Origin of the sequence: Lacisediminihabitans sp., assembly GCF_036569425.1 — a bacterium.
In the GTDB taxonomy this organism is placed as follows: Bacteria; Actinomycetota; Actinomycetes; order Actinomycetales; family Microbacteriaceae; genus Lacisediminihabitans.
Window position 1 is genome coordinate 1 of record NZ_DATCQQ010000051.1, and the last position, 23,106, is coordinate 23,106.

23 protein-coding genes and 1 pseudogene are annotated in these 23,106 nt (G+C 70.2%); 16 read left to right on the forward strand and 8 right to left on the reverse strand.

The annotated features are described in order from the left end of the window. Together VIM54_RS08700 and VIM54_RS08705 are read right to left on the reverse strand one after the other, a co-directional pair. Positions 1–196: hypothetical protein (locus VIM54_RS08700; RefSeq protein ID WP_331900554.1), on the reverse strand; the 196-nt coding region annotated here is incomplete at its 3' end. A 115-nt stretch (positions 197–311) separates the two neighbouring features. After that, a complete protein-coding gene (locus tag VIM54_RS08705; protein ID WP_331900556.1) occupies positions 312–473 on the reverse strand; it encodes a hypothetical protein in 162 nt (53 codons plus the stop codon). 26 nt (positions 474–499) lie between these two features. Here VIM54_RS08705 and VIM54_RS08710 point away from each other — a divergent pair, with 26 nt between their 5' ends. The 3 genes from VIM54_RS08710 (at position 500) to VIM54_RS08720 (ending at position 3,104) form a co-directional block, all read left to right on the forward strand. After that, the gene (locus VIM54_RS08710; protein ID WP_331900558.1) at positions 500–850 is read left to right on the forward strand and encodes a YciI family protein; all 351 of its coding nucleotides are present in this window, start codon (positions 500–502) and stop codon (positions 848–850) included. Between the two features lie 101 nt (positions 851–951). Continuing rightward, positions 952–1,248, forward strand: a complete 297-nt coding sequence (locus tag VIM54_RS08715; RefSeq protein ID WP_331900560.1) for a DUF1905 domain-containing protein — start codon at positions 952–954, stop codon at positions 1,246–1,248. An 83-nt stretch (positions 1,249–1,331) separates the two neighbouring features. Next, positions 1,332–3,104: a DEAD/DEAH box helicase gene (locus VIM54_RS08720; protein WP_331900562.1), complete on the forward strand. Its 1,773-nt coding sequence runs from the start codon at positions 1,332–1,334 to the stop codon at positions 3,102–3,104. Positions 3,105–3,155: 51 nt separating this feature from the next. Here VIM54_RS08720 and VIM54_RS08725 read toward each other — a convergent pair whose 3' ends face one another. From VIM54_RS08725 to VIM54_RS08740, 4 genes and pseudogenes are all read right to left on the reverse strand, one after another. Next, positions 3,156–4,172: an NAD-dependent epimerase/dehydratase family protein gene (locus tag VIM54_RS08725; protein ID WP_331900563.1), complete on the reverse strand. Its 1,017-nt coding sequence runs from the start codon at positions 4,170–4,172 to the stop codon at positions 3,156–3,158. Between the two features lie 67 nt (positions 4,173–4,239). After that, entirely contained in the window at positions 4,240–4,986 is a 747-nt protein-coding gene (locus VIM54_RS08730) for an ABC transporter permease (RefSeq protein WP_331900564.1), read from the reverse strand. Beyond that, positions 4,983–5,933, reverse strand: a pseudogene (locus tag VIM54_RS08735) (ABC transporter ATP-binding protein). Before VIM54_RS08735 ends, VIM54_RS08730 begins: the two are co-directional and overlap by 4 nt. Before the next feature lie 58 nt (positions 5,934–5,991). Further along, positions 5,992–6,351, reverse strand: coding sequence for a DUF488 domain-containing protein (locus VIM54_RS08740; protein ID WP_331900565.1), 360 nt, complete (start codon positions 6,349–6,351; stop codon positions 5,992–5,994). Between the two features lie 117 nt (positions 6,352–6,468). On the opposite strand from VIM54_RS08740, the gene VIM54_RS08745 reads away from it, so the two are divergent. Genes VIM54_RS08745 through VIM54_RS08760 form a run of 4 tightly spaced genes read left to right on the forward strand, consistent with a single transcriptional unit; the run spans position 6,469 to position 9,435 of the window. Beyond that, positions 6,469–8,175, forward strand: coding sequence for an FAD-dependent oxidoreductase (locus VIM54_RS08745; RefSeq protein ID WP_331900567.1), 1,707 nt, complete (start codon positions 6,469–6,471; stop codon positions 8,173–8,175). Positions 8,176–8,207: 32 nt separating this feature from the next. Then, on the forward strand, positions 8,208–8,567 hold the full coding sequence (locus tag VIM54_RS08750) for a rhodanese-like domain-containing protein (protein WP_331900569.1): 360 nt from the start codon (positions 8,208–8,210) through the stop codon (positions 8,565–8,567). Then, positions 8,567–8,851, forward strand: coding sequence for a metal-sensitive transcriptional regulator (locus VIM54_RS08755; RefSeq protein WP_331900571.1), 285 nt, complete (start codon positions 8,567–8,569; stop codon positions 8,849–8,851). The genes VIM54_RS08750 and VIM54_RS08755 overlap by 1 nt, the downstream gene beginning before the upstream one ends. Positions 8,852–8,877: 26 nt before the next feature. Further along, complete coding sequence (locus VIM54_RS08760; protein ID WP_331900573.1) at positions 8,878–9,435, forward strand: dihydrofolate reductase family protein; 558 nt, start codon at positions 8,878–8,880, stop codon at positions 9,433–9,435. Positions 9,436–9,447: 12 nt separating this feature from the next. On the opposite strand, the gene lgt is transcribed toward VIM54_RS08760, so the two are convergent. Then, positions 9,448–10,419, reverse strand: a complete 972-nt coding sequence (gene lgt / locus VIM54_RS08765; RefSeq protein ID WP_331900575.1) for a prolipoprotein diacylglyceryl transferase — start codon at positions 10,417–10,419, stop codon at positions 9,448–9,450. Positions 10,420–10,561: 142 nt separating this feature from the next. Between lgt and VIM54_RS08770 the strand changes: the two genes are divergently transcribed. The 5 genes from VIM54_RS08770 to VIM54_RS08790 all read left to right on the forward strand — a co-directional run bounded on the left by VIM54_RS08770 (position 10,562) and on the right by VIM54_RS08790 (position 15,809). Then, positions 10,562–11,812, forward strand: coding sequence for a chloride channel protein (locus VIM54_RS08770; protein ID WP_331900594.1), 1,251 nt, complete (start codon positions 10,562–10,564; stop codon positions 11,810–11,812). Positions 11,813–12,068: 256 nt separating this feature from the next. Beyond that, a complete protein-coding gene (locus VIM54_RS08775; protein WP_331900577.1) occupies positions 12,069–12,521 on the forward strand; it encodes an OsmC family protein in 453 nt (150 codons plus the stop codon). 54 nt (positions 12,522–12,575) lie between these two features. After that, positions 12,576–12,932: a hypothetical protein gene (locus VIM54_RS08780; protein ID WP_331900579.1), complete on the forward strand. Its 357-nt coding sequence runs from the start codon at positions 12,576–12,578 to the stop codon at positions 12,930–12,932. Positions 12,933–13,000: 68 nt separating this feature from the next. Continuing rightward, entirely contained in the window at positions 13,001–14,533 is a 1,533-nt protein-coding gene (locus tag VIM54_RS08785) for an FAD-binding oxidoreductase (RefSeq protein WP_331900581.1), read from the forward strand. Positions 14,534–14,693: 160 nt separating this feature from the next. Then, positions 14,694–15,809 carry a glycerate kinase gene (locus tag VIM54_RS08790; RefSeq protein ID WP_331900582.1) on the forward strand — a complete coding sequence of 372 codons (1,116 nt, stop codon included), beginning with the start codon at positions 14,694–14,696 and terminating at the stop codon, positions 15,807–15,809. A gap of 166 nt (positions 15,810–15,975) precedes the next feature. Here the strand turns inward: VIM54_RS08790 and VIM54_RS08795 are convergent, their stop codons facing one another. Continuing rightward, complete coding sequence (locus VIM54_RS08795) at positions 15,976–17,415, reverse strand: helix-turn-helix domain-containing protein (protein ID WP_414673200.1); 1,440 nt, start codon at positions 17,413–17,415, stop codon at positions 15,976–15,978. A gap of 111 nt (positions 17,416–17,526) precedes the next feature. Here VIM54_RS08795 and VIM54_RS08800 point away from each other — a divergent pair, with 111 nt between their 5' ends. The 4 genes from VIM54_RS08800 to VIM54_RS08815 form a co-directional block, all read left to right on the forward strand. Continuing rightward, a complete protein-coding gene (locus tag VIM54_RS08800; protein ID WP_331900586.1) occupies positions 17,527–19,410 on the forward strand; it encodes a phosphoenolpyruvate carboxykinase (GTP) in 1,884 nt (627 codons plus the stop codon). Between the two features lie 204 nt (positions 19,411–19,614). Beyond that, on the forward strand, positions 19,615–20,250 hold the full coding sequence (locus tag VIM54_RS08805) for a SigE family RNA polymerase sigma factor (RefSeq protein WP_331900588.1): 636 nt from the start codon (positions 19,615–19,617) through the stop codon (positions 20,248–20,250). Further along, positions 20,234–20,995 carry a hypothetical protein gene (locus tag VIM54_RS08810; RefSeq protein ID WP_331900590.1) on the forward strand — a complete coding sequence of 254 codons (762 nt, stop codon included), beginning with the start codon at positions 20,234–20,236 and terminating at the stop codon, positions 20,993–20,995. The genes VIM54_RS08805 and VIM54_RS08810 overlap by 17 nt, the downstream gene beginning before the upstream one ends. 90 nt (positions 20,996–21,085) lie before the next feature. Continuing rightward, on the forward strand, positions 21,086–23,106 hold a 2,021-nt coding region (locus tag VIM54_RS08815; protein WP_331900592.1), incomplete at its 3' end, for a TPM domain-containing protein.

Consider the following 23,106-nt stretch of genomic DNA (forward strand, 5'->3'; position numbering starts at 1 on the left):
CCTCGCTCCAGCTGCGCGCCTGGTCGATGAGGGCGGCCCGGTCGGCGGCGGCTCGTGCGACGGCGCGATCGGCCTCGACGACGTCGTCGATCAGCTCACCCATGGTGTCAAGAAAGCTCGCGGCGAGGGACGGCGTGAGCACAAAGGGATGTGGCGCGCGATCGAGCCCGGGGGCTGCCGTCGCGGTGGTTTCCATGACTTCACTCAACACCATGCCACCGACATTCCACGCCCGCTCCGACGGGGTCGAAGCAGGTCACGCCCCGCTGACTTCTCGCCCCGTCAGTGGGACAAGTTCCCGCTGATTGCAGCTACTCGAAGTAGCGCCGACCCGACCTCGGCACGGTGAATTCGAATGGCGCGCGTTCGATTCCCGTCATCCCCTCCACGAACATGCTGAGCAGCTTTGATGTGAACTTCGCCACCCTTCCCGTAGAGCCGTAGCTGGCCGAGGCGAGCAGACTGGGCAGCACGTGCCCGCGGCGGTGCGCGGGTAAGGATGAGGAAGTTCCTGTTGCTCATCGGTGGTTCCCGTGACGCGTGGGCCACACTCACGCCGGATGACTGGTCCGACAGCGAGAGAGCACACGTGACGCTCATCGCTCAACTGAAGCAGACCGGCGAGTTCATCGAATGCGACGAACTCAACGTCGCTCCGGAGGGCGCCCGCATCGTCCGCACCGCACACGGTGTGACCTCGGCTGCAGACGGGCCGCTCCACGACGGTGACGACTTCGCAGCCGGGTATTACCTCCTCAACTGTGCGGACATCGAGCGAGCGTCCGAAATCGCCGCACACCTGTACGAGAGCCGATTCGCGCCGATCGAAGTCCGCCAAATCGGCGCCTGACGATGAGCTCCCCGCCGGGCCGACGCGGTCCAGATGTCCCTGGGCATGAAAGCCTGGTCGATCTCACTGGTCGACCCACGTCACAGGATTATCCTGAGCGCATGGACCTGCACTTCCGTGGCGAGCTCTGGTACTGGCGTGGACCGGCACCATTCCACTTCGTCACGGTTCCGCTCGACGAGAGCGCCGCGATAGCCGGCGTCGCACCGCTCGTGACCTACGGGTGGGGAATGATTCCCGTCACCGTCCGCATCGGCGGCACCGAGACGACGACGTCGCTGTGGCCGAAGGATGGCGGATACATCGTGCCGGTGAAGAAGCTGGTGCAGGAGGCGGAGGGTCTCGACGTGGGCGATCTGGTCGACGTGAGGCTCACACTGCACGTTCGCGCCCCCTAAACGACACCCGCCAACCGGGATCTCGGCGGGTTCGAAAGACCGTCGGTGGCCCCGCGATCGCTGTGACCGTCTACCGTTGAACCATGACGTCCCCTGACACCACCGTGCCCACCGAGGCAGACACCGCCCCCGACGCGAAGACCTTCGCCGAACTGGGGCTGGGTGACGCGATGCTCAAGGCGCTTAAGGATGTGGGGTACGAGACCCCGTCCGCCATCCAGGCCGCGACGATTCCGCCGCTGCTCGCCGGACGCGACGTCGTGGGCCTCGCCCAGACCGGCACCGGCAAGACGGCCGCCTTCGCCCTGCCGATCCTCTCCCGCCTCGACCTGTCGCAGAAGAACCCGCAGGCGCTCGTGCTCGCCCCGACCCGCGAGCTCGCGCTTCAGGTCTGCGAGGCGTTCGAGAAGTACGCCGCCCACCTGCACGGCGTGCACGTGCTGCCCGTGTACGGCGGCCAGGCCTACGGAGTGCAGCTCTCCGCCCTGCGACGCGGGGTGCACATCGTGGTCGGCACGCCCGGCCGCATCATGGACCACCTGGAGAAGGGCACCCTCGACCTGTCAGAGCTCAAGTACCTCGTGCTCGACGAGGCCGACGAGATGCTCAAGATGGGCTTCGCCGAGGATGTCGAGACGATCCTCGCCGACACCCCGGACGACAAGCAGGTCGCGCTCTTCTCCGCCACCATGCCGCCGCAGATCCGGCGGATCTCGAAGAAGTACCTGCACGACCCCGAAGAGATCACGGTCAAGAACAAGACCACGACATCCGCGAACACGACGCAGCGCTACCTGGTGGTCTCCTACCCGCAGAAGGTGGACGCTCTCACCCGAATCCTCGAGGTGGAGAACTTCGAGGGGATGATCGTCTTCGTCCGCACGAAGAACGAGACGGAGACCCTGGCCGAGAAGCTGCGGGCGCGCGGCTATTCCGCCGCCGCGATCAGCGGTGACGTCGCCCAGGCCCAGCGCGAGCGCACCGTCAACCAGCTCAAGTCGGGCAAGCTCGACATCCTGGTGGCCACGGATGTCGCGGCCCGCGGCCTCGACGTCGAGCGCATCAGCCACGTGGTCAACTACGACATCCCGATCGACACGGAGTCGTACGTGCACCGCATCGGGCGCACCGGGCGGGCCGGCCGCAGCGGGGCCGCCATCAGCTTCGTGACGCCGCGCGAGCGACGGCTGCTCACCGCCATCGAGAAGGCCACCAGGCAGCCGCTCACGGAGATGCAGCTGCCGACCTTCGCGGACGTGAACGTGACTCGGCTGGCGCGCTTCGACGATGCGATCACCGAGGCCCTCGGCCAGGCTGACCGCATCGCGGCGTTCCGCGACATCATCGGCCACTATGTCGAGCACCACGACGTGCCGGAGTTCGATGTGGCCGCCGCCCTCGCGGTCGTCGCGCAGGGTGAGACGCCGCTGCTGCTCGCCCCGGAAAAGCCGCAGCGTCGTGCCGAGCGCGCCGAGTGGGGCGACCGACCGGAGCGGGCGGACCGCCCGGAGCGAGCCGACCGCACCGAGCGACGCGCCCGCCCCAATGCCGGCCCGATGTCGACCTACCGCATCGAGGTCGGCAAGCGCCACAAGGTGGAGCCGCGCCAGATCGTCGGCGCGATCGCCAACGAGGGCGGCCTGAGCCGGGAAGACTTCGGCCACATCAAGATCCTCCCCGAGTTCTCGCTCGTCGACCTGCCGGCGAACCTGCCGGACGACGTGCTCGGCCGGCTGAAGGGCACGCGGATCAGCGGCAAGCTCATCGAGATCCGTCCGGACCGTGGCGGCGCGCCCCGGCAGGACGACAGAGGCGATCGGCCGGCGCGCAAGCCCCGCCACGACCCGGCGCGCTGAGCCGGGCGCCCCACTACTCCGACGCGCGGGCGCGGAAGGCCGCGCCTGGTGCTACGGGTGCGTCTGGGCCGCTCGATGATGCGATTCGAGCAGGTCGAGTTCGTCGGCCCGCGACAGGCCAGAGCGCCGCGGGCGGTCGAGGCCGCGGGCGTGCTCGTCCTCGAGCGTGCGCTTGAGCGTCTCGCGCAGTGGCAGCAGCCGGCCGCCCGCGGCGAGGAACGCGGCGTTGCTGCGCCGGGCGAATCCGGCTGCCGACAGCGGCAACCACAGGGGCAGGGATCGGGCACCGCTCCAGTGCTGCACGTCGTTCTCGGCGAGCCATTCGTCGTCGGCCGTCACGATCCTGCCGGTGAAGCCGGCGACCTCCGCCGCGAGGGCGAGCACGTCGGCGAGGGCGTGCTGGTTGCCGGTGACGTTGACCACGCCGGTCAACTGCCGGGCACCCGCCAGCGCGATCCACTCGGCGAGGTCGCGCACGTCGACGACCTGCACCCATCGACCGGTGGTGGTCGGGGCAAGCACGTCGCCGTCTCCGGCGAGCGCGAATCTCCCCACCCAGTAGCCGGTTCGATCGCTGCCGTCTCCCGGTCCGCCGATGAGGCCAGGCCGCACGATGAGCAGCCGGTCACCCACCGCGGCGGCGGTCGCCCGCTCCGCGGCCAGCTTGGTCCGCGCATAGTCGTCCGGATCGATTGGCTCCACGGGCTCGACGACCACGGCCGACTCGTCGGCATCGGGCTCCGCGTTGCTCGCGTGGACCGACACGGTCGAGACGAGGGTCCAGTGCCTCGCCCGGCCGGCGAGCGCCGCGAGGGCGCCTGCCACGAGTCGCGGCTCGGAGGAGATCTCGACCACCTCGTCCCACGCCGTTCCCGCGACCGGTGCGTAGGCGCCCGGCTCCGTGCGGTCGGCCCGCACGAAGCGGGCCCGGGCCGGGACCGCGCCCGCGTCGCCCCGTGCGAGGCAGGTGACGTCGTCGCCGTTGTCGAGCATCCGTTGGGCTATCTCGCGGCCGAGCCACGCCGTGCCGCCCAAGACCAGGACCTTACGCCTCGCAGAGTCTTCCATGACCGGTAGTCAAGCGGTGTTCTGACTGCCCGTGGGCCGGAATACGCTGCCGGCAGAATCGGAGGGCTCAGTCCGGCTCGTTGCGCCGGATCGCGCCGAAGCGCCACACGGCGGCCGCGAACGCGACGACCGCGATCCCGGCGAGGATGCCGAGGGCAAGCGCCCGGTCGATCTCGGTCGTTCCGCGATAGGCGAACCCGTAGAACGCCTGCAGGGCGTGGGTGGCCGGGAACACGCGGCCGATCCAGAGGAACACGTCGGGCAGCATGGTCGCGGGGAACATGATGCCGCTGAGCAGCAGGGACGGCAGGAAGACGAACATCGACAGCATCGTCGCCCACGACTGGCTTGGGGCGACCGCGCCGATCAGCAGCCCGACGGCGATGCTCGCGACGATGAACGTGACGAGCACGAGCAGATAGGAGAAGGGCGCCTGGGGCAGCCTGGCCTGGAAGACGATCGGCGCGGCGAGGTAGATGATCGCCGAGACCAGCAGCAGGTGCAGGAAGGCGCTCGTCGCCTGCACCCCGATCACCGCCGAGCCCGGGATTCCGTTGGCCCGATACGCTCGCAGCGTGCCGGATTCGCGCATCTTCACGATGGGCTCCGGCACCCCCAGGAGCGTGCCCATGGTGACGGCGAAGATCGTCATCGTCGCCGCGAGGGTGTCCTTCATGAGCGGGTTCAGCGACGCGAGCACGCCCCCGAAGACGAAGAAGAACACGAGAGGCACGAGGTAGAACACGAGGAGCGTGCCCCGGTCGCGCACGTCGACCCTCAGCTGGATCCACAGCGAGGTGAAGAAGGCCGTCATTGCTGGGCCTCCGTGACGACCTCGAGAAAGCGCTGCTCGAGCGACGGCCGCGCCACCCGGAGATCGTCGACGGTGTCGCCTGCCCGCTGCACCCTGGCGAGGATCTCCGTCACCGCCTCGGCGACATCCCGGCTCGTCCACTCCAGGTAGCCGTTCTCCGCACGAACGAAGTGGGCTGCGCCGACGTCCCAGCCGGGCAGAAGCGAGCCGTGCGCCGTGCGCAGGAGGATGCGCGTGTCGGAGTGCCCGGCCGCCGTCACCTCCTCCGGGCTGCCGCAGACCACCACCCGGCCGTGCACGATGATGGCGATGCGGTCGCAGAGCTGCTCCGCCTCTGCCATGTCGTGGGTGGCGAGCAGCACGGTGACCCCCTGCTCGCTGATCGAGCGGATCTCGTCGTGAAGCCTGGCCCTGCCCTGAACGTCGAGCCCAGCTGTGGGCTCGTCGAGCACGAGGAGCTCCGGATCGCCCACCAGGGCGAGCACGAGGTGCACGAGCCGCTTCTGTCCGCCGGACAACTGCCGGTATTCCCGCCGCATCAGACCGCCGACGTGGAACCGCTCGACGAGTCCGGCCCGAGTGGGCATCCGATGTCACGCCGAGACGAGTCTGATCGCCTCCCCCACCCGGATGCTGTCCGGCAGCGATGTCGACTGCAGTTGCACGCCGACATGGCGGCGCAGCTCGCGCTCGTCCCGGCGCGGGTCGAGGCCGGCCACCAGAACCGTGCCGGAATCCGGGGTGCGCAACCCCTCGAGACACTCGAGCGTCGTGGTCTTGCCGGCGCCGTTGGGGCCGAGCAGGCCGAACACCTCGCCCCGACGTACCTCGAGGTCGAGCCCGTCCACCGCCACCACCGTCCCGTAGCGCTTGGTGAGCGCGCTGATCGACACGATGGGCTCGGTCGCGATGGGCTCGGGCGCGATGGGCTCGGGCGATGCGTTCATCCGTCGAGTATGGGCGCGGGAGCTCTGAGCCGTGGTGGCTTTGGTCCCCCGCTTCGCCTCAGGAGTTGAGCAGTCTGGCCAACACCGCGGCCTCGCTGATCTCGGGCCGCCGCGTGGCGGTGAGAAGGGTCAGCGCGCCCTCGGCTGCCAGTTCGCGCAGGTGGTCGAGCGCCTCCGCTCGCTCCGGTGCGGCGAGTTCGGCCTCGTAGCGCCGGGAGAATTCCTCGAACAGCTCGGGATCGTGCGAATACCACTGTCGAAGCTCGGTCGAGGGGGCAACGGCCTTGCACCACTCGGTCAGGGCTGCCCTCTGCTTGCTCATCCCGCGGGGCCAGATCCTGTCCACGAGCACGCGGGCGACTTCCGTCTCCGCCGGCGGATCGTAGATCCGCCCGACGGACACCTGTCGGTTCGTCACGTGGCCCTCCCGTTCCGGCGATGCGCGCGCCCGCCTCTTCGAGTATGGGCGGACATTCCGTGATCGGGCAGTGACACGCACGGCGAACTCCCATACCCCCGGGGGTATCATCGAGTCATGGAAACTGCACGCAAGATCGTCATCGTGGGTGGGGTGGCCGGCGGAATGTCGGCGGCGACGAGGCTGCGACGCCTGGACGAAACAGCGGACATCGTCGTCTTCGAACGCGGCCGCTACGTGTCCTTCGCCAATTGCGGGCTGCCGTACTACGTGGGAGGCGTGATCACGGATCGGGCCGCGCTGCTGCTGCAGACCCCCGAATCCCTCGCGAGCCGATTCCGACTCGATGTGCGCGTCGACCACGAGGTCGTGGCGATCGATCGGGCTGCGCACACGGTGGATGTGCGCAACCTCCGCACCGACGCGATCACCGTCGAAGTCTACGATCGCCTCATTCTCGCGGGTGGGGCCACGACATCGCACGAGCGTGCGTCGTCCTCCATCCCGACCCATACGCTGCGCACCATAGACGACGTCGACCACATCACGAGCACACTCGCCGCGACCGGCTCCCCCGCGTCCGCCGTCGTCATCGGCGGCGGATTCATCGGGGTCGAGGCGGTCGAGAACCTGGTGCGGCGAGGCCTCGCCGTGACCCTCGTGCAGCGCGGACCGCACGTGCTGCGACCGCTCGACGTGGAGATGTCCTCCCTCGTCGAGCGGGAGCTGCGTTCACACGACGTGGACGTGCGCACGAACACGACCGTCGTCGGGGCAGAGCACGGCGTCGCATCGCTCAGCGACGGAACCGAGGTCGCGGCCTCGATCATCATCGACGCGAGCGGGGTGCATCCGGACACGACCCTCGCCGCCTCCGCCGGCCTCGCCATCGGATTCAGCGGCGGAATCTGGGTGGATGCCGAGCAGCGCACGAGCGACCCGGCCATCTACGCGGTCGGCGACGGTGCGGAAAAGATCGACGCCGTAGAGATCGACGCCATGACGATCGACGCCGTGACGACGGAAGGCGGGTCGGGCGGGATCCTCGTGACGATGGCCGGGCTGGCGAACCGCCACGGTCGAGCGGCCGCTGACAGCATCGCCGGCGTGCCGGAGCCGGTCGAACCCGCGCTCGGCACGGCGATCGTCGGACTGTTCGAGACGACCGTCGCCATGGTCGGCTGGAGCGAGCGTCGCCTCGCCGCCGCCGGCCGCGCCCACCGCGTGATCCACACGCACCCCGACTCGCACGCCACCTATTACCCCGGCGCCGAGCGGATGCACATCAAGCTGCTCGTCGACCCGGAGAGCGACGCCATCCTCGGAGCACAGATCGTGGGCGGTGCCGGCGTCGACAAGCGCATCGACGTGATCGCCACGGCGATGTCCGGCGGCATCACCGCCTCGGGGCTCAGCCGGCTCGAGCTCGCCTACGCGCCCCAGTTCGGGTCCGCGAAAGACCCGATCAACCAACTCGGCTACGTCGCGGACAACCTCGCCTCCGGGACCACCCGCAGCATCCAGTGGCACGAGCTCGACACCGAGCGCGAGGCGGGGGCGCGGCTCATCGACGTGCGCCGGCCGGACGAGTTCGCGGCCGGCCACATCCCCGGCGCCGTGAACCGCCCCCTCGACGAACTTCGCGAACGTCTGGACGAGCTACCGGATGCCCCGCTCATCGTGCACTGCCAGGTCGGCCAGCGCGGTCACACTGCCGCTCGCCTGCTCGGGCAGCACGGTTTCGACGTGCGCAACCTCGATGGCGGCTACGCCACCTGGCTCGCCGGGGTCTCCGCCTTCGCCGCCGTCCCGACTCTCGCCTGATTCCCCACCACACCGCCCAGAAAGGACCAGCAATGAGCATCTTCGGCAAGCTGTTTGGCAAACCGTACGCAACAATCGACGGCTCGGCCGCCCGCGAGATCACCGAGTCCGGCGGGATCCTCGTCGACGTGCGCAGCCAGGTCGAGTGGAATGCCGGCCACGCGCCGGCGGCGAGGCACATCCCCGTCGAGTTGATCGATCGAAAGTCGTCTGAGCTGCCTGCCGGCGTTCCGATCGTGACGGTGTGCAGATCGGGCGCCCGCGCGGCGGCCGCCGCGCGCACCCTCGCCGCGAAGGGCTTCGAGGTGTCATCGGTGCGCGGCGGCATGACCGCGTGGCAACGGGCCGGCGGCCGCGTCGTGGCGAAGAACGGACGAGAGGGAACGGTCTGATGTCCACCACAGCACTCACGCCGGCCGACAGATCGGCCGAGCAGAAGAAGATCCTCAACCGGCTGCGCCGCGCGCAGGGCCAGCTCGCCGGCGTCATCGCCGCGGTGGAGTCCGGCGGCAGCTGCAAGGACGTCGTCACTCAGCTCGCGGCGGTCTCGAGCGCCCTCGACAAGGCGGGCTTCGCGATCGTCTCGAGCGCCATGCGCCAGTGCCTCACCGACGACGGCACCGAGAACCGGCTCACCGTGGACGAACTGGAGAAACTCTTCCTCACCCTGGCCTGACGGTGGCCGCGGCTAGGGTTTCGACCATGCCCAGAGTGATCTACAACACCGCGAGCACCCTCAACGGGTTCATCGCCGATGACGCCAATTCGCTCGACTGGCTCTTCGAGGTGGAGAGCCCTGATGCCGCCCACCACGAGAAGTTCCTGGCCGGGATCGGCGTGTTCGTCGAGGGTTCGACCACCTACGAGTGGGTGCTTCGGCAGGAGCGGCTCCTGCAGGAGCCGCACAAGTGGGCCGGCTACTTCGGCGATCGGCCGACCTTCGTGTTCACGTCTCGTGACCTGCCGGTGCCGGAGGGCGCCGACGTGCGATTCCTCGACGGATCGGTCGAGGACGCCCTTCCGGCGATCATCGACGCCGCCGGCGAGCGCGACGTCTGGGTGGTGGGCGGCGGGGATCTCGCCGGACAGTTCCTCGACGCCGGTGCTCTCGACGAGATCCAGGTGTCACTCGCCCCCGCGGCTCTCACCGGGGGCGCTCCGCTGTTACCCCGGGTGGTCGGCGCCCGAACCCTGTCGCTCCAGGGCGTCGAACAGCGCGGCCAGTTCGCGCACCTCAGCTACGACGTGCGCCGAGGGTAGCGGCCGGTCGGTCTACGGCCGAGGGTCTTCGCGCGCCTCCGCCGGCGGCGCGCCGACGTGGGCGGCATCCGATCCGTCCTGCTCGGCTGGCGAGACTGTCGGTTCCGGCGCTGGCACGGCATCCGCCCTGGCAGCCGGCCCCCGGCCGGGAAGGTACGGGCCGTCGGGCACTGGCACGTGCCGGCGCGCCTGCACCACGAGCACGATCACACCCAGCACGGCGAGCAGCAGGGCGGCGATGACGTTCGCCTTGAGCCCGAGGTAGACGAACTCCGTGGGGTCGAGCCGCAGCGACTCGAACCAGGCACGACCCACCCCGTACCAGATGAAGTACAGCGCCACGGTCCTGCCAGAGTGCAGTCGCAGACGACGCTCGAGGTAGATGATGAGGAACGCGCCGATGGTGTTCCAGATCATCTCATAGAGGAACAGGGGGTGGAACAGCGTGCCGGCCGGCAGCCCGGGAGGGAAGGCGGCGTTGGTCGCCTCGATCTGCAAGCCCCACGGCAGCGTGGTCGGCCCACCGAAGAGCTCGTGGTTGAAATAGTTGCCGAAACGGCCGAAGGCCTGCGCGAACAGGATACCGGGAACGAGTGCGTCCGCGAAGGCGGTGAACCGCAGGCCGCGCCGCCGACAGGCGATGTAGGCGCCGATGCCGCCGAAGATGATCGCGCCGAAGATGGCGAGGCCGCCCTCCCACACGTACAGCGTCTTGAGCAGGTTCGCGCCCGGAAAGAAGTAGTCGCCCGGGTGGGTGACGACGTGATAGAAACGGCCGCCCACGATGCCGAACGGCACTGCCCAGAGGGCCACGTCGATCACCAGTCCGCCCTCGGCGCCCCGTCGGCTCAGCCGGCGCTGGGTGAGCCACACGGCAATGACGATGCCGGTGAGGATGCACAGGGCGTAGAAGTGGATCGTCAGCGGTCCGATAGCGAACGAGCTGATCGGTGGGCTGGGGATGCTCGCGGGAAACACGGCCACTCGCTTTCGCGCACCAGGGCGCCGTTGAACAGGATGTGATGGATCGAGGCGACAACGGTCCCTCGCCCACCGGTGGCAAGTTTACTCGCGCACCGGGTGAACGTCGGCCGTGAGCCGCCGCGACCCATACGATCGAGTCGTGATGCAAGCGACGAGCAGAACCGGGGCGTCCTGGTTCATCCGGCTCGTTGTTGTCACGCTGCTCGTGGGCGTCGGCAGCGGGGTCGCCGGCATCGCCGTGACCCTCCTGCTGCGCGTCGCCCAGCACCTGGCCTTCGGATACTCGGACGGCACCTTTCTCGAGGGTGTGCTCGGCGCCGAACCATGGCGCCGCGTCGTCGCGCTGGCCGCGGCCGGCGTCATCGGCGGTTTCGGGTGGTGGGCGCTTCGGCGTTGGGGCCGAGCCATCGTGCCCGTGGCCGACGTCGTGGACGGGGCACGGATGCCCGGCCTCCCCTCGCTGCTGCATGCCGCCCTGCAGATCACGATTGTGGGGCTCGGCGCCTCGATCGGCCGCGAGCTGGCTCCCCGGGAGCTCGGCGCTCTCTTCGGTTCCTGGCTGAGCGACCGGGCCGGACTGAGCCCGCGCGACCGGCGCGTGCTCGTCGCGGCGGGCGCGGGGGCCGGCCTCGCGGCGGTCTACAACGTGCCGCTCGGCGGGGCGATCTTCACCCTCGAGGTGCTGCTGCTCGACCTCAGCATCACAGCCGTGATCGTGGCGCTCGCCACGTCCGCCATCGCGACCCTCGTAGCCAGAATCGTCGTGCCGAACGAGCCGCTCTACGCGTTGCCGTCGCTGCCGGTCACGCCGTCGCTGGTCGTGTGGGCCTGCCTCGCCGGACCGGTGCTCGGACTCGCCGGCGCGGGTTTCGTGCGCGCCATCGAGGTCGCGCGGGATCGTCGCCCGACGGGGTGGCGGCTCACCGTGGTGATGCCGCTCGTCTTCACGGGCATCGGAGCCCTCGCCGTCGTCTTTCCGCAGCTCCTCGGCAACGGGCGCGCGCTCGGCCAGGTGGCCTTCGACGTGGCGCTGCCCACCGCCACCATCGCCCTCCTGCTCGTGCTCAAGGCCGTCGTCACTCTCGCGACCATCGGCAGCGGGGCATCCGGAGGCACCCTCACGCCGTCTCTTGCGATCGGCGCGGCCCTGGGCATGGTCGGCGGCGCCCTGTGGAACCACCTGTGGCCCGGCACGCCTGTCGCGTCGTTCGTTCTCGTGGCCGCCGCGGCATTTCTCGCGGCATCCCTGCGGGCACCGATCACCGCGCTCGCGCTCGTGTTCGAGTTCACCAACCAGCAGCTGGGGATGCTCGTGCCCGCGATGATCGCCGTCGCCGGATCGATCGCGGTCGCGCGCCTGCTCGAACGCCGCCGGGTGACCGGCGTCGACTAGTCGTACGGCCGGGCCCATCCGGCACCCGGCCCAACGCCCCTTCCGGCCCAACGCCCTTTCCGGCTCAACGCCCTTTCCGCCTCGCTGCCTGGCTCCATGCTCGCGGCGGGAGCTGGCCGCGCCGGGACTTTGTCCCCCCGGCGCCGCGGCAAAGTGGACGAGAATGCACGCACGAGAATGCACGCACGTGACTGATCGACGGCGCGCATCGTCTGCACCGCGCACGTTCCGGACGAACCAGGAGAAGAGGCACGACGTGACCGCTCGGCCACTGACCTACGAGGTGCACGGCAGGAGCACCGCGGGAGGCTCGGCCTCGGTTCGGGCGGGCCACCGCGACATCCCGATCGACGCGCGCTGGCCGGCCGGCGAGCCGTCCGGGGATCCCGGCCCGGCCGAACTGCTCGCCTCGGCCTTTGCCGCGTGCCTCATCAAGAATCTCGAGCGGGCGAGCGCCATGCTGCCTTTCCGCTACGACAGCGCGGAGGTCACCGTTCGTGCGCGTCGGCAGGATGCGCCGCCCCGGTTCGTCGAGATCGAGTACGAGCTGCGCATTGTCACCCAGGAGGAGCCGCGACGTGTGGACCTCGTGCACCGCAACCTCCGCCAGTTCGGCACCGTGTACAACACCCTCGCCGCCGTCTGCGAGGTGCACGGCACCGCCGTGGCGGTTCCGCCGGGACCGGCCTCCGGCGCCCGACCGGCCTAACGACACGGCGGCGCGGAGGTTTGCGTCTGCCGCTCCGGATGACAAACTCGCCCCATGAGCGACCAGCAGTCGAGCCTCCCGTCCCTCTCCGCCGACGAGCCAGTCGCCGACGACGTCGACGCTCCCCGCGGCACCAACCGCCTGGCTTCGGCCGCGCTGTACCTCGGCATCGCCGGCGCCGCACTCTCGCTCATCCCGGTCGCCGGCCCGTTCCTCTGCTGGCTGCCGGCGCTGCTCGCGGTCATCTTCGGGTTCCTCTCGCTTCGCACTTCCAGGAACCTGGGCGGCCTGCGGCACACCGAGGCCCTCTGGGGCACGCTCCTCGGATTCGCGCCCATCCCGATCACCGCCCTGTGGCTCGCGTTCGGCGTCGCGCTCGGGGCAATCACGGATCGTCCGATCGGTCACTGACCCGACCGGTCACTGACCCGATCGCCCACTGACCCGATCGCAGCGGTCCGCGTGCCTACGATGGAGCCGTGAGCCCACTCTCCCGCCGTCACTTCCTCGCCGCGGGGGCCGCGGGAGCCGTCGGCCTCGTCGCCACCGGCTGCGCGCCTGAGCCCGTCCCCACCCCGACTCCGGTCGGTGCGCCCGACTGGTCGGCGCTCGCCGCGCGGATCGCCGGATCGCTCGCCAGGCCGGGGGACACCGAATACGATTCGGTACGCGTGACCGAGAATCCACGCTGGGACGACGCGAGGCCGCTCGCCGTGCTCTCCGCCGACGACGCCCGGGATGTCGCGGCCGGCCTCGCCTTCGCGACGAAATACGGGCTGCCGATCGCCCTCCGCTCGGGAGGTCACAGCTATCCCGGATACTCCGCCGGCGGCGCGGCGGGCACCGGCATGACGCCGTCCCTCGTGATCGACAGCCGCGGGATGACGGCGGTGACACTCGCCGCCGAGAACACCGTGCGGATCGGGGCCGGCGCGTCGCTCGCCCAGGTCTACGACGGGATCGGCGCCCACGGCCGGGCCATCGCCGGCGGCTCCTGCGCCACCGTCGGCATCGCCGGCCTCACCCTCGGCGGAGGCGTCGGCGTGCTCGTGCGGGCCTACGGGCTCACCTGCGACTCGCTCACCGAGGTGGAGATCGTGACCGCCGACGCGCGCGTGCTCACGGCGAGCGCCACCACGAACGCCGACCTCTTCTGGGCCTGCCGCGGCGGAGGCGGCGGCCACCTCGGCGTCGTCACCGCGCTGACCTTCGCGACCAAGCCAGCGCCCGACGTGATGATGTTCTCGCTCAGCTGGCCGTTCGCCTCCGCGGCCGCCGTGATCACGGCCTGGCAGGCCTGGGCGCCCACCGCAGACCCCCGCCTCTGGTCGACGCTCAAGCTGCTCACCGGGCCCGCATACACGACCGGCCCCGGCGTCTTCGTCTCCGGCACGTGGCTGGGCGACCCGGCAGCGCTCGACTCCCTGCTCGCCCCGTTCATCGCCTCGGCTGGCGCTCCGCGCAAACGGGCCGTGTCGCAGCACAGCTACCGTGACGCGATGGCCAGCTACGCGGGCTGCGCCAATATTCCGGTAGCGGCATGCCAGACCGGGGCCGGCGGCAGGCTCACCCGGGAGTCCTTCTCGGCCACCTCCCACGTGGCGTACACGGCGCTCGACGCCGCAGGCATCCGGGCCATCACCGATCACGTCTCCGCTGCGAATGGGCTTCCCGGACTCAAGGAGGGCGGCATCTCGATCGATGCCCTCGGCGGAGCGGTCGGCGACCTCGCGCCGAACGCCACGGCCTTCCCGCACCGCACGGCGCTCGCGACCGTGCAGTACACCGCGACCTTCGCGAACGGCAGTGACCCCGCCCCGTTCGATGCATACGTGCGCGGGTTCCGTGGCGCGCTCACCGGCTCATGGGGCGACGGGGCCTACGTCAACTACGCGGATGCGACCCTCACCGACCCGGCGAAATCGTACTTCGCCGACAACGCGAGGCGCCTCGCGACGATCCGCTCGAAGTATGACCCGAAGGGCATCTTCACCCAGCCCCAGGCCTACTGAGCGGGCGTGAGACGGGAGCGGGCGTGAGACGTGCCATCGCGCAAGTGAGAAGGGTCACTTCGACTCGCCGTCGGTGATCGAAGCTCTGACGGCTGGCCGGTTGAGCGTCGTGCGTTAACCTGTGGTGCTGGACGCAAACGCCCACGTGAGGAAGACAGCCATGGCCGATCTGCTCCGGGTGGTCATCGCCCCCGACTCGTTCAAGGGATCGCTGGGCGCACTCGAGGTGGCCTCGGCAATCGCCGAGGGCTGGCTGTCCGTGCGCCCGGCGGACGCGATCTCCCTCATCCCTCAGGCCGACGGCGGCGAGGGAACCCTCGACGCGATCGAGGCGGCGGTGCCCGGCGCGCTTCGCCACGACGTCGGCCGGGTGACCGGCCCGGACGGACGCTCGACCCCCGGCGTCTGGCTCGAGCTGCCAGGCGGAATCGCCGTCGTCGAGCTCGCCCAGATGTCCGGCCTTCCGCTCATGGCGAGCCTGGACCCGCTCGGCGCCTCGACGGTGGGGCTCGGCGAGGTGATCCGTGCCGCCCTCGCCGCCGGGGCATCCCGGCTCGTGATCGGTCTCGGCGGCTCCGCCTCCACGGATGGCGCGGCCGGCGCCCTGGCGGCCCTCGGCCTACGCGGGGACGCGCCGCTCGGCGCCGGCGGCGGCGGACTCGCGGCCCTCCGATCCCTCGACCGCTCGGCACTCCTCGCTCCACCACCCGGCGGCGTCACCCTGCTCACCGATGTCGCGGCTCCCCTGCTCGGGCCTACAGGGGCAGCCGCGGTGTTCGGTCAGCAGAAGGGCGCCTCCCCGGCCGAGGTCGCGCTTCTCGACGCCGCCCTCGCCCGGTTCGCCGACCTGCTCGGCGCCGATCCCTCCGTGCCGGGAACAGGCGCTGCCGGGGGCGCCGCCTACGGATTCACGGCCGCCTGGGGAGCCAGGATCGAGCCGGGAGCCGACTACCTGTGCGCCCTCACCGGGGTGCCGCAGGCGATCGCGGGAGCCGACGTGCTCGTCACCGGCGAGGGGCGATTCGACGCGACATCCAGCACCGGCAAGATCGTCGGCACGCTCATCGGCCTGGCCGGCGAGCGCGGAGTGCGGGTCGCCGTGATCGCCGGGCAACTGGCCGTACAGCCGCTGGCCGCCGACGGCAGCGCGCTCTGGGCCGCCGGACTCGCCGACCTCGCCGGCTCGGCCGAGGCGGCGATGGCCGATCCCGTGCGCTGGCTGCGCGACGCCGGCGCGGCAGCGGCATCCGCGCAGGGGCTCGTCGACCACCCCTAGCCGCACCCTGCTGTGCGAGCTTCTCGCGAGCCTCGCCGAGCCGCCCGACCCGCTCGCGGCGGAGATATCACCGCCCGCGGCGGGGAAACCGGCTCGCGGAGGGAGTTACGACTCTCGCCGCGACGTCCGGAGGTGAGACCGCGAAGGAAAGGATGTCGGCGCAGCGCTACTCCCCCGAGTGCGCGTCGAGAAACGCGTAGAGCTCGGTGTCGTCGACGCCGGGGAAGGTACCGGATGGCAGCGGCGCGAGGATGTGCGCGTGCAGCTTGGCGCTCGGCCAGGCCTTGTGCACCCAGCGCTTCGACACGTCGGCGGCGGGGCGCCGGCAGCAGTTCTCGTCCGGGCAGGTCGACGTGGCGCGGTTGGTGGTCTCGCGCCCGCGGAACCACTTGGAGTCGGCGAACGGCACGCCGAAGGTGATCGAGAACTCCTCGCTCGACGCCGTGCCGGTCTGGGTGGAGCACCAATAGGTGCCGGTGGGCGTGTCGGTGTACTGGTAGAACTCGGTGGTGCGGCTCGCCCGGCCGAAGGCGGTGCGAGCGCTCCAGTGCCGGCAGATGAGCTGGCCCTCGGTCGAGCCGGTCACGTCGGTGGGCAGTTGCAGTCCGTCGTTCTCGTAGCCCTTGTAGAGCGCCCCGTCTTCGCCGACCCGCAAAAAGTGCACGGGCATCCCGAGGCGGGAGGTCGCGAGGTTGGTGAAGCGCAGCGCTGCGGCCTCGTGGGTCACGCCGAACGCGTCGCGGAAGTCCTCGACGGCGAGGTTGCGTTCGGCCTTGGCCGCGGAGAGGAACTCGACCGACTGGGTGAGAGGCATGAGGCAGGCCGCGGCGAAGTAGTTTATCTCGAGGCGCTGGCGAAGGAACTCCGCGTAGCTCGACGGCTCCTGGTGGTCGAGCAGCCGGTGCGCGAGCGCCTGCAGGGCCATCGACCGCAGCCCGTGGCCGCCGGGGATCGACGCCGGCGGCAGGTAGATCCGGCCGTTCTCGAGATCGGTCACCGAGCGGGTGGAGTGCGGGAGGTCGTTGACGAAGATGAGTTCGAACCCAAGTTTCTTCGCCATGAGGTTGACCGAGCGGTGGGTGAGCGCGCCGTTGACGTGGCCGACGCCGCGCACGCTCTCATCGGCGAGCTCCTCGATCTCCGGCATGTAGTTGTCCTGGGTGCGCATGAACTGGCGCAGCTCGGTGTTGGCACGCCTCGCCTCCTCGGGAGTCGCGATGGCCTCGCGGGCCCGCCTGGCCAGCTCGCGGTGCAGGCCCACGAGGGAGGCGAGGGTCTCGTCGGGCATCGTGCGGGAGGGCCGGATGGCCGGGAGCCCCAGCCCCTGGTAGACGGCCGACTTCTGCATCCTGTCGAGCTCGATCTCGAGGGCGGCTCGCGGCGTGGGCGGCTGTTCGCTGAGCAGGTCGGAGACCGGAACGCCCACGGTTCCGGCGATCCCCTGCAGCAGCGAGAGCCGCGGTTCGCGCCGTCCGTTCTCCATGAGGGACAGCTGGCTGCCCGCGATTCCGACCGCGCTACCCAGCTGGTCGAGGGTCAGACCCGCCTCATTTCGAAAGTGACGGATGCGTTGGCCCAACGTTGCGAGATCGGTCATGGAATTCATATTAGTGAAAGAAACGCCATTCTTTAAACCCACTTTTCTCGAATGATGCCGAAAATGTGGCGCAGGCTTGCATCACGACAGGATTTTCTCCCACCTCGAGGACGGTTCGCAATGACACTCACCCCCACCCGGCACGGTTCGGCTCCCGCGGAGACCCTCGCGCCCGCCACGTCACCCGCAGACTCCACCCCTCCGGCGATCGCCGACGCCCGCGTCGTCGCGTGGGTCGACTCGATCGCCGCGCTCACCAAGCCGGACGCGATCCAGTGGTGCGACGGCTCGGCCGCCGAGTACGACCGGCTCACCAGGATCATGGTCGAGGCCGGCACCATCCTGCGCCTGAATCCGGAGCACCGCCCGTACAGCTTCCTCGCCAGGAGCGACCCGAGCGATGTCGCCCGCGTCGAGGCCCGCACCTTCATCTGCTCGGAGGATGAGGATGACGCCGGCCCAACCAACAACTGGCGTTCGCCGGCCGAGATGCGCCCGGTGCTCGCCAAGCTCTTCGACGGCAGCATGCGCGGACGCACGATGTACGTCATCCCGTTCTCGATGGGTCCGCTCGACAGCCCGCTCGCCAAGCTCGGCGTGCAGGTGACCGACTCGCCGTACGTCGTCGCGAGCATGGGGATCATGACCCGCATGGGCACGGATGCGCTCAGGCTCATCACCGCGGACACCGAGTGGGTTCCCGCCGTGCACAGCGTCGGCGCTCCCCTGCTCGACGGCGCGGCGGACGTGCCGTGGCCCTGCAACGAGACCAAGTACATCTCGCACTTTCCGGAGACCCGCGAGATCTGGTCGTTCGGTTCGGCGTACGGCGGAAACGCCCTGCTCGCCAAGAAGTCGTTCGCGCTGCGCATCGCCTCGGTGATCGCCAAGGACGAGGGCTGGCTCGCCGAGCACATGCTCATCCTCAAGGTGACCAACCCGCGCGGCAAGGTCTTCCACGTCGCCGCCGCGTTCCCCTCGGCCTGCGGCAAGACCAACCTCGCGATGCTCTCCCCCTCGATCCCCGGCTGGACCGTGGAGACCATCGGCGACGACATCGCGTGGCTCAAGCCGGGCCCCGACGGCCGCCTTCGCGCGATCAATCCGGAGGCGGGCTTCTTCGGCGTTGCTCCCGGCACCGGCGTGAAGACGAACGCCACCGCGATCGACACGCTCTGGGGCAACACCATCTTCACGAACGTGGCCCTCCGCGACGACGGCGACGTGTGGTGGGAGGGACTCTCGGAGAAGACCCCCGACCACCTCATCGACTGGCAGGGCAACGACTGGACCCCCGGATCCGGCACCCTCGCCGCCCACCCCAACTCTCGTTTCACCGTCGCCGCCGCGCAGTGCCCGTCGATCTCGGCGGACTGGAACGACCCCAACGGAGTGGTGATCGACGCCATCATCTTCGGCGGGCGCCGCGCCACCAACGTGCCGCTCGTCGTGGAGGCGCGCGACTGGGAGCACGGCGTCTACGTCGGCGCGACCGTGTCATCCGAGCGCACGGCGGCGGCCGAGGGAACGGTCGGCGAGCTTCGCCGCGACCCGTTCGCGATGATGCCTTTCTGCGGCTACAACATGGCCGACTACTGGTCGCACTGGCTCGAGATGGGCGCGAAGCTACGTTCGAGCGGCACCGCGCCGCGCATCTTCCAGGTCAACTGGTTCCGCAAGGACGACGAGGGCGGATTCCTCTGGCCGGGCTTCGCGGAGAACTCCCGCGTGCTCGCGTGGATCCTGGACCGGGTGGACGGTCGGGCAGCCGGGGCGGACACCCCGCTGGGCTGGAAGCCCGTGGCCGACGGCATCGACACCGAGGGCCTCGGCCTCACCGCGTCGCAGTGGGACCAGTTGTTCGAGGTCGACCCGGACGCCTGGCTCGATGAACTCGTCTCGACCGAGGAGTTCTTCGCCGGCTTCGGCGACCGGTTGCCTGAGGCGCTCACCACGCAACTTGCCGACATCCGCCGCCGTCTCAAGCTGTCCAGGGAGAACTGACCGAGGTTCGCCGCGCGATAGTTCCCGTCTCTCGTTACTGTGCCCGTTTGTCGTCACCGTGCCCGCTCGACCCGGCACGGAGACGACAGACGGGCACAGTCGCGCGTGGGCACCATGGAGGGGAGGGAACCCGACACAACGTTTTGCGCGCGCCGTGCGTCTTAGGGGGTAGAGAGTAGAACCGACGCACGCAAGGGGACACGAGTGGCAACGCAGCAGGCAGCGCCCGGCGATGGATGGCGGGACGTCGTCACGACCCTCGTCGCCGAGCGGGGTGACGCCCTCACGCGCTACGCGCACCTGATCTGCGGGAGCCCGGATGACGCGGCCGACCTCGTGCAGGACGCCCTCGTCAAGACGTTCGGCCGGCTCCGCAACGGCTTCACCGTCACGAGCGCCGAGGCCTACGTGCGGCGGGCGATCCTCAACACCTATCTCGACGGAGGACGCCGCACCACCCGCTGGCGCAAGATCGCCCATCTCACGGCGGTGCCGGAGGCCGACGACTCCGCCGTGCCCGCGGCCGAGAGCCGGCTCGACCTGCACGGCGAGCTCGGCAAGCTGAGCCCCCGCGAGCGCGCGTGCCTCGTGCTGCGCTACTACGAAGACCTCAAGGTCGACGACATCGCCGAGTGGCTCGCCATCAGTCCGGGCACGGTGAAGCGCTACCTGAGCGACGGCCTCGCGAGGATGGCGGTCGCGCTCGCCTCGGACGAACCAACCGCGGACGAACCGGCCGAAACACCCCAGCCACCCGCCAGCAGGCCCATCGCCAACATTCCCATCACCACCAAGCCCATCAACGACGTGCAGGGAACCGCCCATGTCCACAGAATCTGATCTGAAGAACCTGTTCGCGTCGGCGGCCGGTACGCCAGGGCGCGGCATCGACACCGCGGCCGTGATTCGCCGGAGCTCCCGCCGCCGCCTGGGCCAGCAGTTCGCGGTGGGGGGCGCGACGACCCTCGCCGTCGCGGGCATCGGTGTCGCGAGCGTCGCCGGCCTGCTGGCCATCATCCAGCCGCCATCGACCATGAGCGCCGGATCGAGCGCCTCGGACTCCGGAGCGAACGCACCGGAGATCGCCAAGGGCGCGCCGGGCATCAAGCGAGCCCCGGCCGAGAAGCTCAACCTCTGCGGCGGCGAGCTCGCGCAGGTGGCCCCCAACGCGGCCGGCCTGGTGCTCACCGCCGACTTCCCAGCCGCGTCGGCGTCCGCGGAGAGCGTGCCGGGCACGGTCACCCTCACCAACACGGGGTCGACCCATGTGCGCGGCACGACGGCGGCCTCGCCCGCCATCACCCTCTCGAAGGATGGCATCACCCTCTGGCACAGCAACGGACCGATGATCGCGATGGCCGCCGTCGTGGACCTCGAGCCCGGGGCGTCGATGACCTACCACGCCACCCTCATGCCGGTGACCTGCGGCGTCGAAGACGACTCCGCCGGGAGCCTCCGCACCGACCTGCCGCACGTCGCCCCCGGTGCGTACCAGGTCTCGGCGGCGATCGATCTCGTGGGCGAGGGGAACACCGTGACGAACGATCTCGTGACCGGCCCGCTCGCCTCCGTCAGCCTCAATTGAATTAACCTCTTTAACCCCATCGCCACATCGGGTATCGGTAGAATCCTAAAACTTACCCGTGCCGCAAAGGGGCAGATCATCCGACTCTCGTTGCGCAACCGACTCTTCGCCGCTCTGGCGGCGGCGACCATCACGCTCGGAATCGGCCTGGTCGCACCGTCCGCGGCCATGGCCACTCCCCCGGTCGACCTGGCCGGCGGGTACGTGGTCGACCAGGTCGGGGCCCTCGGCGGCCGGGAGGGCGAGGTCAACTCGGCGATCGACACGCTCTACGCGGACACCAGGATCCAGCTCTTCGTCGTCTACGTCGACAGCTTCACCGGGGTGAGCGATCCGCAGGCCTGGGCCGCCGCCACCGCCAAGAAGAACGGGCTCGGCAAGAACAACATCCTCATGGCGGTAGCCGTGACCGACCGCCTCTACAACATCTTCTACGACGGTTCCGTGCCGCTCAGCGCGCAGCAGACGGACTCCATCGAGACCAACGAGATCGTGCCGAAGCTGAAGGCCGAGGATTGGGCAGGCGCGGCGATCGCGGCCGCCAACGGTTTCGACGCCGCGGTCACCGGCGGATCGGGCGGCACCGGATCGAATGGGACCGGATCGGGCGGCACCGGATCGGGTGGCGGCGGGAGCGCCGCAGCCGGGACGGCCATCCAGGCGGCCCTCGTCACGATCGTCGTCATCATCGTGCTGCTGTTCCTCGGCCTCGGCCTCGTCCTGCTCATCCGGTCGCGCCGCACGCGCGCGGGGCAACTCGCCGCCGCCCGCACGGCGCAGCTCTCCCTCGAGCAGCTCGACGCGAAGGCGAGCAGCCTGCTCGTGCAGCTCGACGACTCGCTCAAGTCGAGTGAGCAGGAGCTCGACTTCGCGATCGCCCAGTTCGGCAACGAGGTGACCACCCCCTTCAGCGCGACGCTCGCCACGGCCCAGGCCGAAGTAAAGGAGGCCTTCGCGATCAAGCAGAAGCTCGACGACGCCGTGCCGGAGACTCCGGACGAGAGGCGGGCGATGACCACGCGGATCATCGAACTGTGCGAGACCGCCGACCGCGAGCTCGACGAACAGGCCGACGCCTTCGACGACCTGCGCGAGCTGGAGAAGACCGCGCCCCAGGACCTCGAAACGATGGTGGCTAATGCCGCGGTCGCCGCCACGCGTCTCGCAGCCTCCCGGGAGAAGCTCGCCGGTCTCGCCGCGTCATACTCGGCGAAGGCGCTCGCGACCGTCGCCACCAACCCGGAACAGGCCGACAAACTCCTCGCCTTCGTGGGCACGACGGCGACGACGGCGCGGGAGGCGATCGCGAAGAACGATCTCAGCACGGCGGCCGTCAACGTGCGGGCGGGGCAGGCGAGCCTCGGCCAGACGGCCCAGCTTCTCGACGCGATCGACTCGCTCGCGCTGGGCCTCGCCGAGGCGAAGTCGAAGCTCGATGCCGCGATCGCCGACACCCGCCAGGACCTCGCGACGGCGAAGGCGTTGCCGGCGGCGGCATCCGAGGAGCTCGCTCCGTCGATCGCGGCCGCGGAGGGCGCCCTCGCCTCGGCGACCGCGGCTGGCAACGCCGGCGACCCACTCGCGAGCCTCGGCACGCTCGGCACCGCGAATGCGCAACTCGACCGGGTGCTCGACGCCGTGCGCGACGAGCAGGAGAAGGTGCGCACGGCCGCCGCGCAGCTGCCATCCGCGATCAGCACGGCGTCGAGCCAGATCTCCGCCGCCAACGACTTCATCACGACCCGCCGGGGCGGGGTCGGCAGCACGGCGCGCACGCGGGTCTCCGAGGCGACCAGGCACCTCGAGGCGGCCGTCTCGCTCTCCTCGACCGATCCGGTGCAGGCGCTCACCGAGGCGACCGCCGCGATCCGGCTCTCGAGGGAGGCCCTCTCCGCCGCCCAGGACGACATCGACTCGTTCCAGGGCCCTGGTGCGGGCGGCGGCGGGTCCGGCCTCAACGGAATCGGCGGCGCCATCCTCGGCGGCATCATCGGCGGACTCCTGAGCGGTGGCGGGCGTGGCGGCGGATTCGGTGGCGGCGGATTCGGCGGATTCGGGGGCGGCGGGTTCGGCGGGGGCTTCGGCGGCTCCGGCGGCGGTCGGTCGAGCGG